This is a genomic window from Cupriavidus pauculus (genome assembly GCF_002858765.1).
Classification (GTDB): Bacteria; Pseudomonadota; Gammaproteobacteria; order Burkholderiales; family Burkholderiaceae; genus Cupriavidus; species Cupriavidus pauculus_B.
In genome coordinates, this window is record NZ_PJRP01000014.1 from 117209 (window position 1) to 130093 (window position 12885).

Sequence of the window (12885 nt, forward strand, 5' to 3'; positions counted from 1 at the left end):
GGCCCATGGTCCGGATTCCATGTGGCGAATTCAGCATTGCTAAGGTCTGTGTGCAGCCGAATTTACTACGGGGGTATTGGACGCCCCTTAACATGATGGGTCCTTCTCTTCCTGCCACGCGGCTGGACCGCCGTGGCCTCATATGTACGCGATTCTTCCCGCATTCGTCTCGGCGATTTTCCTCGGTTACGGCCTCTATGTGCTGGTGACCCGGGGCGTGACGCGCGTATCCGCATCGTTCTTCCTGCTGTGCTTCACCACGTTCGCCTGGCAGGGCACCTGGGCGTTCCTGTTCCAGGCGGCGCACCCCGATGTTGCGCTGGTGCTGGCCAAAGTGGGCTACCTGTTCATCATCTTCCTGCCCACCACGTTCTATCACTTCATCTGCGAGGTCACGGAGTGCCGGCGCGAGCGACCCGCGCTACTGGCATCGTACGGGCTAAGCCTGATCCTGGCCGTCCTGCTGCTGACCACCAGCAGCGTGGTGTCCGGCTACTACACGCTGTTCTTCGGGGACTATCCCAAGGCGGGGCCGTTGCACCCGTTGCACGTATTGCAGACGGCGATCCTGGTGTGCCGTTGCGGCTGGTTGCTGATGGTCGCGCGCACCAACGCCACGGCGGAACGGCGCCGCCGCTTCAACCTGTGCCTGCTGAGCCTGGCGCTGTATTCGCTTGCCGCGGTGGACTATGCGGTCAACTATGGCTTCGCGTTCTATCCGCCGGGCGTGATCTTCATTGCGCTTAGCCTCGGCATGCTTGCCCTGAGCGTGGTGCGCTACGATCTGATGCACCCGTATTCGCTCGCCGCCACGCTGGCCCACGAGGTACGCACGCCGCTGGCCACCATCCGCATGCAGACCCAGGAAATGATGCGGACCTTCCCGCAGGTGGTGCAGGGCTACCGGCTGGCCGTGGAGCAAGGGCTGGTCGAGGACCGCTTGCGGCCGGGGCAACTCGAACGAATGAGCCAGTTGCTCGAGGGCATCACGCGCGAGGTCGATGGCACCAGCACGGTCATCGACATGGCACTGGCGTCGGTGACGCTGGAGCGGCTCAATCGCAGCACCTTCGAGCCGCATGCGCTGGCGGCCTGCGTGGACAACGCGCTGGAGCGGTATCCGTTCCAGCCGGACGAGCGCGTGCGCGTGCGCGTGGCGGCGATCGATCCTGCCTGGCGCTTCGTGGGGAGCGAGACGCTGCTGGTCTACGTCCTGTTCAATTTGCTGAAGAACAGCCTGTACGCGATTCGCGTACATGGCGCCGGCCATATCGACATCACCGGCGAGGTCGAGCGCAACTGCTATTTGCTGCGTGTCCGCGATAGCGGCCCGGGCATTCCGGCCGACGTGCTGCCGCGTATCTTCGACCCGTTCTTCTCCACCAAGGCCCATGGCAAGGGAAACGGCCTGGGGCTGGCGTTCTGTCGTCGCGTGCTTGAGGCGTTCGGCGGCCGTATCGACTGCGTATCCGTGCCCGGCGTCCACACCACCTTTACGCTGCGCCTGCCGTGCTTCCAGCCGCTGGCGGATCTGCCGGAAAGCCGGTTTCCCGCCAGCGCCGCCGGCTGACCCAACGCCGGCGGGCACTGCGATTGTCGTCGTCGCTTAGTTGGCGAGCGGCGGCAGGATCAGTTCATATTCCCTGACTTTCTCGATGATCTCCTTTGGGAAGCGCGAGATGCGCTTGTCCCGCCCGGCGAAGACGATCTGCTGGTATCCCAGGGATACCGGCCGGCCGTCCACGCAGAAGCGGAACAGCAGATACGCGGAGCACTGGCGCACCTCGAAGGTGTTCAGATAGCAGTCAACATGCTGGAACGGGAAGGTTTCCTCCACGTATTCCTGATGCGCACGCTTGGTCACGAAGACGCCGCCGGTAGCCAGCAGGTTGCTGTGAATGCATTCGTGGAACCAGCGCTCGCGGCAGATGCCCTGCCACTCGAAGTAGCGGGCGAAATACGTGTTCATGAAGGCATTGGAATCCTTGAGGTAGATATCGATGGCATGGTGGAAGGTTTTCTGAGGCGGGGTCTCCAATCCGACCTGGGCAAGCAAGGCGGTACTGCGGTTCAGCACTTGGGGGATCACGTCTCGCATCAACATGGAACAACTCCTGTGTGACTGGCTGCGAGCGGCAGCCGACGCCTGCCCCGCCAGCAGTTGCGGGGCATGAGGCATTCTGCGTCACAGTGGGCGGCACGCGGGGGTGGCGACGAGGGAGGTGCTGCGCCTTTACACTTCAGTCCCTAACCTTGGGCAGAACATGGCACGTCACGAACTTGTAGAAATTGAACTGGGGGACATTGAATCCGTGGCGCAGTTGCACGCGAGATTGATGGTGCAGTTGCAGTTTCCAGATTGGTACGGAAAGAATTGGGACGCATTCTGGGATGCAATCACTGCGCTTGTCGAAATGCCGCTCGTACTTCGATTGAAAAGCTGGACGGAATTTGAACGGCGCTTTCCTGGCGACGCGCAGACAATGGCCAATTGCCTAGAGGATGCTGTTCGGCAGTATCCGTCCTTTGCATCGCGGATTGAGCGCGTTTGAACGGGCTGATTCGGGGCCAGAAGTTGCCATGAAACAGGAGGCGATAGTCGACCCTGAAGCGACAGTCGCCGGTCCAGAGAGCGGTCATTCAACGTGCGCATCGAAAAACGGGCGGATGCTTCGAACGCCTTCTTCGGCGAGGCAAGCCGATGTATCCCGGCGCATCGTCGCGCGCACAAATTTCGCCCGAGATCGAAACCCCGATGAGTTAGTTGGTGCTTAGCTACTACACCCCGGCTGTATCCGCATTCGACTCGCTATTGCTAACACCAATCTCCGTTCGTACCTTGTGCGGCGTTTTGCCAGTCCATGAGTGGAACGCGCGAGCAAAGGAATTGGAATCGTCGAATCCCAGTAGAAAGGAGATCTCGGCGCTGGACATCGTAGTGTTGCGAAGATAGTGATAGGCCAACGATTCACGCAAAGTGTCCAGCGTTTGCTGGAACGAGGTTCCCTCATCTTGAAGCCTGCGCTGCAACGTGCGGACGCTGACCGCGAGTTTTCGACTGATCACTTGCATGGACACCTCCCCTGCCGGGAGCGTCTCCAGCAGGGTGCTACGCACTCTTTCCGCCCATACTGGCCGTCCTATCCAAATCCGCTAGTCTCTGACGTAGCGATGGCTCGAAGAACTGCCACATTTTGTGGTTTTCGGTCAGGAATGGCCGCTCGATATCCTCAGCAGCGAAGACAACGGTGGCTAAGGGCGCATCTGTCACTGGCACGCCGAAATATGCTTGGTAGGCGGCCGCGCTGTCATTCAATGCGCTCGTCGCCAACGGCCAACTCACTCGCAATGGGCGTACCGGACTTCGTGTCGCCAAGCGTGCTAGTTGCACGAAAAAGACCAGCTTGAAAGTAAGAAATACATCGGGTGGCGGCAGGGTGTGATCCAAGAAGTCAATGGAAACTGTCGTGTGCCCGATCGCTCGATCGATCCGAATGATCATGGGCGCGATCAGTCTGACGTACTTCGCAATTCGGTCGAGTGCTCCGCCCATATTTGAACTACATAGCGCGGCGAAAAGCTCGGGATCGAACCAGTCCGACGACATCACCTTTGCGATTTGCAGCGCGGCCGGTACGTCCGCGTTGATTGTCGCTGCCTCGGCCTCAATGGCCTTCCACAGCATGAAGAAACTGGTCGGATCGAGGCGAACGTTCTGACGCGAAAACAGGTCCCCCGGTAGCTGCGCACGGCGCAAAACCGGCGAAGCTGCAATGCCTGCATCCTGCATCAACAAGCGCCATCCGGGCCAAATGGCATAGTCCGTCGGATGGCCGTGCCGACCGCTCGGGGGATTCATACTTTTCGTATTCATCGCATGAGTCTATCCCGCAGATCACGCCATCACAATAGCAAAATGCGCCACTCGGGACAGCGTAAATATTGGCGCGCTCGGCGAGTCCGTTGGCGTGATCGGCTAGGGTCCATGACGCGATCGGCAGGCAGAATGGCAGCAACCGTCAAGGGTCGCCAGAATTGGTTTGCACCTCGAATCGCGCGTCATGCCGTTGCCGAGCCAACATGGCCATCCACTCTAGCCAGCCCTCGCCGAGTCGTTCTTGAAGAGGCCGGCAATGACGAACTCGTATCCATCTACATCAACAATTTTTTGCAAGCCTTGATAGGTCATTTGAATACCGGGAGCTGGAGAGATGAAGAAGACAATTTTGATTACTGGGGCATCGTCGGGCTTTGGTTTGATGCTGGCGAACAAACTCCACAAGGACGGTTTTAACGTGATCGGCACCAGTCGTCAGCCGGAAAGATACGCGCGGAATGTGCCCTTCAAGTTACTGCGCCTTGATATCGACGACGACACTTCCATCGAGTCGTTCACGCATGAGCTTTTCACCTATACGAAGCAACTTGACGTTCTCGTCAACAATGCGGGCTACATGGTGACGGGTATCGCTGAGGAGACACCGCTTGAAGTCGGGCGGCAGCAGTTCGAAACGAACTTCTGGGGAACGGTCAAGGTCACGAACGCCTTGCTCCCCTACTTTCGCAAGCAAAAGAGCGGCCAGATCATCACCGTCAGTTCCATCGTTGGCTTGATCGGCCCGCCGAACCTGTCCTATTACTCGGCTTCGAAGCATGCGGTCGAAGGTTATTTCAAAGCCCTGCGTTTTGAGCTGAACCAGTTCAACATCAAAGTCAGCGTGGTCGAGCCGGTGTGGTTCAAAACCAACCTTGGACAAAATTCGGTTTCGTCTACAGGCGGCAATATCCCCGACTACGACGCTTACCGCAAACAGGTTCGTGCCGCCACGCAAAAAGGTATCGATGAAGCCGAGGCGCCTGATGCGGTTGTGCACACCATCACGAAAATCATCGGCACGAAAGAACCGAAGTTTAGCAATCCGGTTGGCAAGATGACGGGGATGATTCTTTTCCTGCAAAGCTATGCGCCCAAGATGTTCGAAAGCTCGATTCTCAAGAGCGTCAGGACCGCCGGATAAGCACGCCGGAGGCGAGTAGAACGAACCGCACCGTCAAGCTAGCACGGTTATGGTTCAGAACATTCAATAAGGAGTATTGATGAAATATTACCTGTGCAAGTTCATTCCTCCGCGCCCCGACTTTCTCGCGACGATGTCGGACGACGAGTTGAAGTTGATGAAGCGACATGGCGCCTTTCTCGATGAGTTGTTCGCGCAAGGCGTGATCGTGGCACACGGTCCTGTGATTGATGACACTGGTGGCTATGGTGTCTCCCTCTACCAAATTCCGGACGATGATGACATTGCCGCTTTCACCTCACAAGATCCCATCGTGCAAAACGGCGTCGGTCACTACGAGCACTACGTCATGCTGCGTTTGACATCGCACTACTGACACACTCTCTGTAAGGAAGTCTTCATGAAGATCCAAGGTTCTGTCGCGCTCGTTACGGGTGCCAATCGCGGACTGGGTGCAGCATTCACTCGCGCCTTGCTTGCCGCTGGCGCGGCCAAGGTCTATGCAGCGGCGCGTGATCCGTCTACCGTCACCGCATCTGGCGTGGTGCCCGTACGCCTCGACGTGACTCGGGCCGATCAGGTCGAGGCGCTCGCCCGCGAATTGGGCGACGTCAGCTTGCTGGTGAACAACGCCGGTATCGGAGGCTCCGGCGCGGTGCTTTCTCCATCATCGATCGATATGCTGCGACAGCAGTTCGAGACAAATGCCGTTGGGCCGTTACGGATGGCGCAATCCTTCGCGCCGATCCTGGCGGCGTCTGGCAGTAGTGCCATGATCAATGTCATTTCCGCGCTCAGTTGGGCGACTCTGCCAGGCATTACCGGCAGTTACAGCGCATCGAAGGCCGCCGCTTGAGCCTTGAGTAACGCGATGCGGCAGGAATTAAGTGCCCAAGGCACAGAAGTTCTTTCGCTGCATGTCGCCTTCATGGATACCGACATGGCGCGGGGCGTACCCGGCCCCAAGGCTTCCCCGGATGAGGTTGCGCGTATGGCTCTCGCCGCATTAGAGGCCGGTCACTCAAAACTCTTGGCGGATGAGGTTACCCGCAGCGTACATGCTGGCCTGACTGCAGTGCCACCGATGTATCTAGGAATGCTTGGATGACGTCCGGTCCGCGGTGCGCCCCGAGCCACGGGAATGCGCTGCACCGGCTATCCTCTCTCTTGGGACGATGTTTGTGATTAAAAGCGGAGTCAATCAACCGTTCGTACAGCCGCACCAATACGCGGTTGGCCATCGTAGTGGCCCTACCGCAACGACTTCGCGCGCAGGATCGCTGCTCGACGAGGACGCATCCAACGGGCGCTCAAGCAACTCGACCGTTGAGGGCGATTTCATGACCGTTCCTACCTTGAAGTAGTTGGCCCAGCCGCGCAGCATGCGGTTCAACTTGCCCACCATCGCCGTGGTCTCTTGCCATCCCGTCTTCAGGGCGGTCAGCGCATGGACCTTCTCGACCATCCGCCGGATACTCTTCTTCGACGGCCGCATTCCCATGCGGGGCTGGCCAGTCTTTGCCGAGTAAATCCGCCCAAACGTGTATCCCAGGAAGTCGAACTCGCAGCACCGGGGGCAAGCGTCGTTGGTTGCGGTACGTATCGACTGCGACATACACCCCGAAGCCTCGAAGGTTTTCCAGAGTTCGCACGTCACCACGCCTCGAAGTTAGCCTCAGAGACCATCTCTCAATTGCCACACGTTGTCGGTCCTGACGAGCCACATGTTCTGGTGGTCGAAGGTCACCGCGATCTTCCCGCTACCATCCCCTCCCTTGGTCACCAGGGTGTAGATCTTGTCATCCGGAACCTGCGGGCAGTCACGCTTGATGTCATTTCGCACATTTATCATCTGATTTGAGTCCTTCAGGCGATGGATCTGGTCCTTGTCCAGCCTCAGGCTAAGTTCATAGGTCGCCTGAACGAAGTAGAGGCTAACGTTGTTGCCTTGCGCAGCATCACCGATCTGCTTGAAATCCGACAGGCTGATGTATTTGCAGCCATCAAATTTGGCTGCGACTGCTTTCTTTGCGTCGGATTCAGATGGTTTGCCGTCTCCGCAGGCGACAAGTCCACCAAGGGCAAAAGCGGTTAGAAGAATGCATGCGGCCGGCTGTTTGAAGTTGTAATGCATGTCGCTTTGTTCGTTGATGTGGAAATGGGCGCTAAGGCGCAGGGCGGAATTGGAGGGAAATGGGAAGATAGATACTGTGTCTTGCACGTTCCGAAGCAATTGCCAGGAAAGGCTTTCTCCGATACGCATTGTCTAACGGCATAGCGGACTTCCAATTTATCCCCCGTCCGCAGGGTGGAGGCCTGAATGAATCCAATTTCCGTCGATGGTATTCAGCACGCTGGACCATCCTGGCGACGACATTACGCCACGTCTTTCGGCGTGGTTCTCTTTCGCCGGCTTGGGTAAAGGCGAGCGCCAAATTTTAGCTTTGGAAGCAGACGTTGGCATTCGGCGCGGGCAGTGCCGCCTTTTGGCCGAAACCGGTCGTGGATCTTCATTCACAGGCCAGGCTCGGTTCAATCGGCAGTTCGCGACCCGAAGCAGCCAACGGCGTCCAGCGAAAGCCGACAGCCGTACCACAGACTGGCAGCGATCTGCGTACCACACAATACACGCTATTTGCCGCGAGGCAGATTTACAGAGAACACCGTTTCTGCTGCGTCGGATCGCGCATCAATTTCGCCCCCGTGTGCCTTGGCAATCTCGCGCGCGATATACAGTCCGAGCCCCAGACTGTTGTCGGTATTGGTGCCTTGATGGTTCGGGCCGCGCTGGAGTGGATTAAAAATGAGGTCGAGGGTCGACCGCTCAATAGCGGTGCCGGTATTCTTCACTTCCAGTAGGACTCCCGCGCCCTTGTCGGTCATTGTCACACGCACCGGCGAGTCTTGCGCTCCGTACTTGATTGCATTTATTACCAGATTGCCCAACAACTGCTGGAGACGTCGGCCATCCCAAACACCGATGCAGTCACCAACCACCTCGAGATCGATCTGACGGTCCGGATGGACTACCCGCAACTGGTCAAGTGTATCGGCAAACAACTGGGCCAGATCGATATCGGTCGGCGCGATATTGATACCGAGACCGAGCCTGGTTCGATTGAAATCAACCATATCGTCCAGCAGCGCCTGCATACGAGCGCCGCTTCTGATCAAGCGGGAGGCGGCTCCTGATACTTTTCCCCCCGCGTTCAGCGCTGCTAGATACGACGCTGTAGTCTGGATGGTCTGGAGCGGACTGCGCATGTCATGCCCCAACATTCCGAGGAACAGATTGCGGGCCAAGTCGACCTGCATGCTGAAGAAGTCCACCGATTCGGCGATTGCCTGATCGATGGCCTCGTTGAAACGGATCATGTCGTCCTCGCGATGACCGTCAGGCACGCACTCATCTATCCACAGTCGGAGTACGCTCGCGCGTAGGGCACGGTACTCGGCAACCATCTGGTTGATATCGAAGCCGGTTCGCGCGCGCAGAAGGGCGTGCATCTGGGCGGCTGTCTCAGGGGCTCCGGCCAGTTCGGGTGCGTGCCCCGTGGACTTTTCAAATTCTTCCTTCCTGCTTTGGGAAGTAGACAGATCCTTTGCCACGGCCACCAGAATCTGCTGCGCATGGTCCCGCAAGGCTAGCGGTTTCATATCTGCCGCTGCCGGCAACTGAGTGCGCGCAAATGCCTCCCATCGCGACAGAATGGCGTCCATACGGCGGAGGATAAAGTCGGCTAATCGCATGTCGGCTCCCGAAGGACAGAAAAAAACATCCTATAGCGCGGTTTTGCGGAGTCCAGCGCGCAAAATTGCTGTCTGATTTTTCCGGGCACATCTATTGCGTATGGTAGGTAATTGGAGACCCCATGCCTACCCGAAGCGCCGTGCGCCTCCTAATCGCGGACGACGACCCAAATGCATTGCAAGCCTACGAGTCGTTCTTCGAAGCTCATGGCTACGAGACCCGGACAAAAGGAGACGGCGCGGACGCCCTTGTGGAGTACTGTGCGTGGCGCCCCGACGCTGTTGTTCTCGACGTTCAGATGCCCGGGTTGGACGGGCACGCAGTGGCAAGGGAGATCCGGCGTCTAAAATTCGTGCCAGCACCTTTGTTGGTGGCGCTAACTGCTTTGACATCACCTTCCGAGCACGACGAATCACTCAGAGCCGGGATCGATCATCATTTTGTAAAGCCTGCCGACCTACCGGCTGTCCTCGCTGTAATAGCGGCCCGCGTAGGCTCTGGCGCCACGGACGATTCATGAGCGTCAGCTCGGTCTGTGACCGCTTTTCGGCACGCAAATGACTGGCCGTTCATGGCCGGCAAGCGCCCGCTCGCCGGCCCGAGGCTTTTACACTTCAGTCTGCTCCGCCATCTCAAGCGCGTCGTCAACTTCGATGCCGAGGTAGCGAACCGTGCTCTCCAGCTTCGTATGGCCCAGCAGCAATTGCACGGCGCGGAGGTTCTTTGTTCTGCGATAAATGAGCGATGCCTTGGTCCGCCGCATAGTGTGGGTGCCGTACGCTGTGTCGTCTAGGCCAATGGAGGCGATCCAACGATGTACAAGCCGTGCGTACTGACGGGTGGACAGGTGGGTCGAGGCGTGAATCCGACTTGGAAACAGTGCATCCGACGAGCGCAATCCGCGATGGGCGATCCATGCCTCAAGACTGGAGCGCGTCTGCTCCGTAATCTCGAACTGGACTGGCCTATGCGTCTTCTGTTGAATCACCGTCGCTCGGGCACTAACGCGGCTACCCTGACAAACGTCGCGTACGTATAGCTTTGTGAGATCACATGCTCGAAGCTTGCTATCGATCGCAAGATTGAACAGCGCGAGCTCACGAAAATTTGACGACATCTGCAGCCTTGTCCGGACTGCCCAGATCTCGCAGAGCTTCAGCGGCGGCTTTTGTCCGGTGAGCTTACCCTTATTCCACGGTGCCCGCGGGGCGGCGGGTGAATTGGACGTCTCCATGATCATCTCCTTTCCAACGAAGGAAGGAACAGTTTGCTCGCCCTGCAGATATTCGCTGATGACACTGTCAGCCTGGTCTGCCACACGTGCCGCGAACCCTGTGCCGCCGACGGTCGCTGACCGACCCATCTGAGACCTTCGCTCAATCCGCGTCGACGGTCCGCTTAAGGGGGGTTCAGGGACATTCGAAACGCGACAGGAATCATGTCCGCAGTGCGATATATGGTTGAAGTCGCCAGGCTGGAAAACTTAGACTGACCTTATCAAGGCCGGACGTGCATCCCCGTATGTCATGCAGATCCGATCGCTGAAGTTGTGAAAGTGCCTGGGCCGCATGCCGAAGTCGTTGCGGCATCTCGCCTTCCCAATCTGGTGTCATGCGCGCCGCAGGCGATATGACGGAAAGCGCAAGAGCCATCTGTTTTTGGCGATCAGAGATGGGACGCTGAATGCGTTCACAGGTATATGGTGCAGCAGTGAGGGCGCCGTGTTTGTAGCGCGAGCGATGCCATGTGTATGTGTTTCGGACAATACCGCTTCAAGCGCTTCGTGCTGGGCTAGCGGTCCTCGCCCGGCGACCGATGCACGCGTGAACTCTGGCGAAAGGAACGCTGCGAATGCCTTGCCGGTAGCGCAATGAGTCAAGTAGCTTTCGACGTGCCAGGCCGAAAGGTGTTTTCGAGAATTTCGCCTGAGTACTGAGCGTGTTCCGCAACGGTCAACGCCTTCGACCGGTGCTACGCGTCGCTGTTGAAAGGTAAATCACCCGATCGCCCGCCGGCGAGGCTCAATGAGCAGCATATCCATCTGGCTCAACCGAGGACTCCTCCGGCAGGCGTCTGCCTCCTCATTGGTCGTCGAGCGATAACTGCATCGATGATAAAGGCGCCGCGGGGCAAGCGTCTGATCGATCGCGATTGACCGTAGGCAAGCGCCAGCCGACATGAGCCACTGCGCGGTCTTGCGAAGAACCACTCAATGCGGGAGACATACCCTACGGGAAGAACGGAGCGTGCAATTGGCGAAAATGGCAGAGTGCGTGAAGGCGCGCTTTTAGCCTGTCCACTTTTTGTGCATCGCAAAATATTCAGACGATACCCGACACACTTGCCGACGAGGGAGACCTAAAGTCAGGACGTGTGCGCGAATGTTTGTCCGTTCAGGCCCGACCATCTCCAGTGGCGGGCCTCCTTTTTGCATACCTCCCACTTGGGCGCGGAACTGGACGACTATCTGGCCCCGTGGGAATTGCGGCGCTCCGTCGCGGAGTAAGGGAATAAAAGATGAAACAGACATACCACGTCACTGGCGCGAGTCGAAGCCGTAGCGATGAATAGAATCTGGTGTTGGCCGTTTTACTTGCCTCCGAGCGTGGTGGAGACCCAGAGGCATCTACAGTTTGTGCGTGCCTACGAACTTTTCCAAGTGGCCAAGCGTTTCGTCGGTACGCCGGTGTTCGGGATCGAGACGGTTCTAAGCGAATCTGGAGAACCGGTGCCCGTTAGCGTGACCGCCGTGGCGCACCCCCCCGTTCTGCCGGCTTCTCCATTTCTCCGCGCACACAAGCACGGATGACAGGGTGCGTCCGAGGCTGATGTTGCGCACAACACACGCGGGCCACCCGGCGGCGCTGATGCGCGCTGTAGTGCGGTCACTCCTCAATGATTCAGACGTCTATGTAACCGAATGGATCGATGCCAGGGACATTCCTATGGAAGCCGGCATACTGGACCTCAACACCATGTTCTGACGCTAGAAAGTTTCATGTCTCGGCTCGGACCGGGGGAACTTGACGTCCTGGCGATCTGCCAATCGACGGTGCCGGCGCTAGCAGCGGCCGCGCGGTTGGCGGCCAGTGGCGCTTCCGAACTGCGCACCCTCGTCCTAATGGGCGGCCCCATCGACGCAAGAAATCACCCTACTGCGCTCGATCGTGCGGCCAGGTGGCTTTCTCGTGAATGGTTTGCACAGCGTTGCACTGGGCGCGTTCCGATCGGTTACCCAGGTGCCGGCCGACGAGTGTATCCAGGATTTCTTCAATTCTCCGCTCAGGCGGGTGACCCATCGGGACAAGTCGGACCGTTCCTCGAGGCGATGTGTCACGTGTCTCGGGGAGATACTGGAGGCATCGTGGCAAGCGTGGCGAAGGCAGCGGACTATTCGGTCCCACTTGACTTGCCTGCCGAGTTCATGGAAAGCACTATTGACGTGGTCTTTCGGCGCTTTCTGTTGCCGCGCGGAAATTGGCGCGTCGACGGCGCGCTTGTCAGACCCAATTGCTTGCGTAAAACCCGCCTGTTGACCGTAGAAGGCGCCGATGACGCCATTACGGGTGCACAACAGACGCACGCCGCGCATTCATTGTGCACACAGATACCTTCGTCAAATCGGGAGAGCATTACGCATTTCTCAATGCGACCATTACGGCCTATTCAGGGGCAACTCCTGGTGCGCACAGGTTTATCCTATGCTGCGACGGCGGTTAGCGGTTTGGCGCCGGATCGCCGATCGCGATTAGCTATCTTGAGTCGCGAGCAGCCGTAATTGCTCACGCTGGCGCGCCCAGTAGTAGTTCCGATCAGTGGCCAGCCACGATTGCAGCGCCTTTCCCCGCGTCATGCTCGTCCTGAGAGTCCTGGACGTCTTGGTGTTCTTGCTCGCTACTCTCATTCTCACGGCTATTTGGACGCGGATCAGGCCGGCCGCTCAGGCTATTCTTCCGTTCGTTTCGACCGCCACGTCGATCCTGCTCAACAGGCTGCCCGCCTATGGGACCATGGTTATCGTCCGGTTGACTCCTTTGTTTGGCATCTTGCTTAGCCTGTTGATCATCGGGTAATTGCTGCTGGGCGTGACCTGATTGCGGTTGCTGTGCCATGCTG

General features: G+C 58.2%; 15 protein-coding genes and 1 pseudogene. 8 read left to right on the forward strand and 8 right to left on the reverse strand.

Annotated elements, in window-relative coordinates; translation table 11 throughout:
* The first annotated feature begins 142 nt into the window (after positions 1-142).
* Positions 143-1570 (forward strand): sensor histidine kinase, encoded by a 1428-nt coding sequence (locus CYJ10_RS24510; RefSeq protein WP_101684042.1) that lies wholly within the window; start codon positions 143-145, stop codon positions 1568-1570.
* 36 nt (positions 1571-1606) lie between these two features.
* Here CYJ10_RS24510 and CYJ10_RS24515 read toward each other — a convergent pair whose 3' ends face one another.
* On the reverse strand, positions 1607-2104 hold the full coding sequence (locus CYJ10_RS24515; RefSeq protein ID WP_101684043.1) for an acyl-CoA thioesterase: 498 nt from the start codon (positions 2102-2104) through the stop codon (positions 1607-1609).
* Positions 2105-2264: 160 nt separating this feature from the next.
* Here CYJ10_RS24515 and CYJ10_RS24520 point away from each other — a divergent pair, with 160 nt between their 5' ends.
* Positions 2265-2552, forward strand: a complete 288-nt coding sequence (locus tag CYJ10_RS24520; RefSeq protein ID WP_101684105.1) for a barstar family protein — start codon at positions 2265-2267, stop codon at positions 2550-2552.
* Positions 2553-2778: 226 nt separating this feature from the next.
* Here CYJ10_RS24520 and CYJ10_RS34950 read toward each other — a convergent pair whose 3' ends face one another.
* Positions 2779-3072 carry a helix-turn-helix domain-containing protein gene (locus tag CYJ10_RS34950; RefSeq protein WP_257993509.1) on the reverse strand — a complete coding sequence of 98 codons (294 nt, stop codon included), beginning with the start codon at positions 3070-3072 and terminating at the stop codon, positions 2779-2781.
* 37 nt (positions 3073-3109) lie between these two features.
* Positions 3110-3790: an AraC family transcriptional regulator gene (locus tag CYJ10_RS34955; protein WP_257993518.1), complete on the reverse strand. Its 681-nt coding sequence runs from the start codon at positions 3788-3790 to the stop codon at positions 3110-3112.
* A 216-nt stretch (positions 3791-4006) separates the two neighbouring features.
* Here CYJ10_RS34955 and CYJ10_RS33910 point away from each other — a divergent pair, with 216 nt between their 5' ends.
* The 4 genes and pseudogenes from CYJ10_RS33910 (at position 4007) to CYJ10_RS24540 (ending at position 6126) form a co-directional block, all read left to right on the forward strand.
* A complete protein-coding gene (locus CYJ10_RS33910; RefSeq protein ID WP_146002109.1) occupies positions 4007-4294 on the forward strand; it encodes a hypothetical protein in 288 nt (95 codons plus the stop codon).
* On the forward strand, positions 4212-5018 hold the full coding sequence (locus CYJ10_RS24530) for an SDR family NAD(P)-dependent oxidoreductase (protein ID WP_101684044.1): 807 nt from the start codon (positions 4212-4214) through the stop codon (positions 5016-5018). Before CYJ10_RS33910 ends, CYJ10_RS24530 begins: the two co-directional genes overlap by 83 nt.
* 79 nt (positions 5019-5097) lie before the next feature.
* Entirely contained in the window at positions 5098-5394 is a 297-nt protein-coding gene (locus tag CYJ10_RS24535) for a YciI family protein (protein ID WP_101684045.1), read from the forward strand.
* A gap of 24 nt (positions 5395-5418) precedes the next feature.
* Positions 5419-6126: pseudogene (locus CYJ10_RS24540) on the forward strand (SDR family oxidoreductase).
* Positions 6127-6219: 93 nt separating this feature from the next.
* Here CYJ10_RS24540 and CYJ10_RS24545 read toward each other — a convergent pair.
* From CYJ10_RS24545 to CYJ10_RS24555, 3 genes are all read right to left on the reverse strand, one after another.
* Positions 6220-6483, reverse strand: coding sequence for a group II intron maturase-specific domain-containing protein (locus CYJ10_RS24545; protein WP_257993510.1), 264 nt, complete (start codon positions 6481-6483; stop codon positions 6220-6222).
* 210 nt (positions 6484-6693) lie between these two features.
* Positions 6694-7281 carry a hypothetical protein gene (locus CYJ10_RS24550; RefSeq protein ID WP_101684046.1) on the reverse strand — a complete coding sequence of 196 codons (588 nt, stop codon included), beginning with the start codon at positions 7279-7281 and terminating at the stop codon, positions 6694-6696.
* Positions 7282-7649: 368 nt separating this feature from the next.
* Entirely contained in the window at positions 7650-8768 is a 1119-nt protein-coding gene (locus CYJ10_RS24555) for a sensor histidine kinase (protein ID WP_101684047.1), read from the reverse strand.
* Positions 8769-8890: 122 nt separating this feature from the next.
* Here CYJ10_RS24555 and CYJ10_RS24560 point away from each other — a divergent pair, with 122 nt between their 5' ends.
* The gene (locus tag CYJ10_RS24560; RefSeq protein WP_101684048.1) at positions 8891-9289 is read left to right on the forward strand and encodes a response regulator; all 399 of its coding nucleotides are present in this window, start codon (positions 8891-8893) and stop codon (positions 9287-9289) included.
* A gap of 87 nt (positions 9290-9376) precedes the next feature.
* Here CYJ10_RS24560 and CYJ10_RS24565 read toward each other — a convergent pair whose 3' ends face one another.
* Positions 9377-10003, reverse strand: coding sequence for a tyrosine-type recombinase/integrase (locus CYJ10_RS24565; protein ID WP_101684106.1), 627 nt, complete (start codon positions 10001-10003; stop codon positions 9377-9379).
* A gap of 1887 nt (positions 10004-11890) precedes the next feature.
* Here CYJ10_RS24565 and CYJ10_RS35270 point away from each other — a divergent pair.
* Entirely contained in the window at positions 11891-12547 is a 657-nt protein-coding gene (locus tag CYJ10_RS35270; RefSeq protein WP_374703305.1) for a hypothetical protein, read from the forward strand.
* Between the two features lie 34 nt (positions 12548-12581).
* Here CYJ10_RS35270 and CYJ10_RS33915 read toward each other — a convergent pair whose 3' ends face one another.
* Positions 12582-12881: a hypothetical protein gene (locus CYJ10_RS33915; protein ID WP_146002110.1), complete on the reverse strand. Its 300-nt coding sequence runs from the start codon at positions 12879-12881 to the stop codon at positions 12582-12584.
* Positions 12882-12885 lie beyond the last annotated feature (4 nt).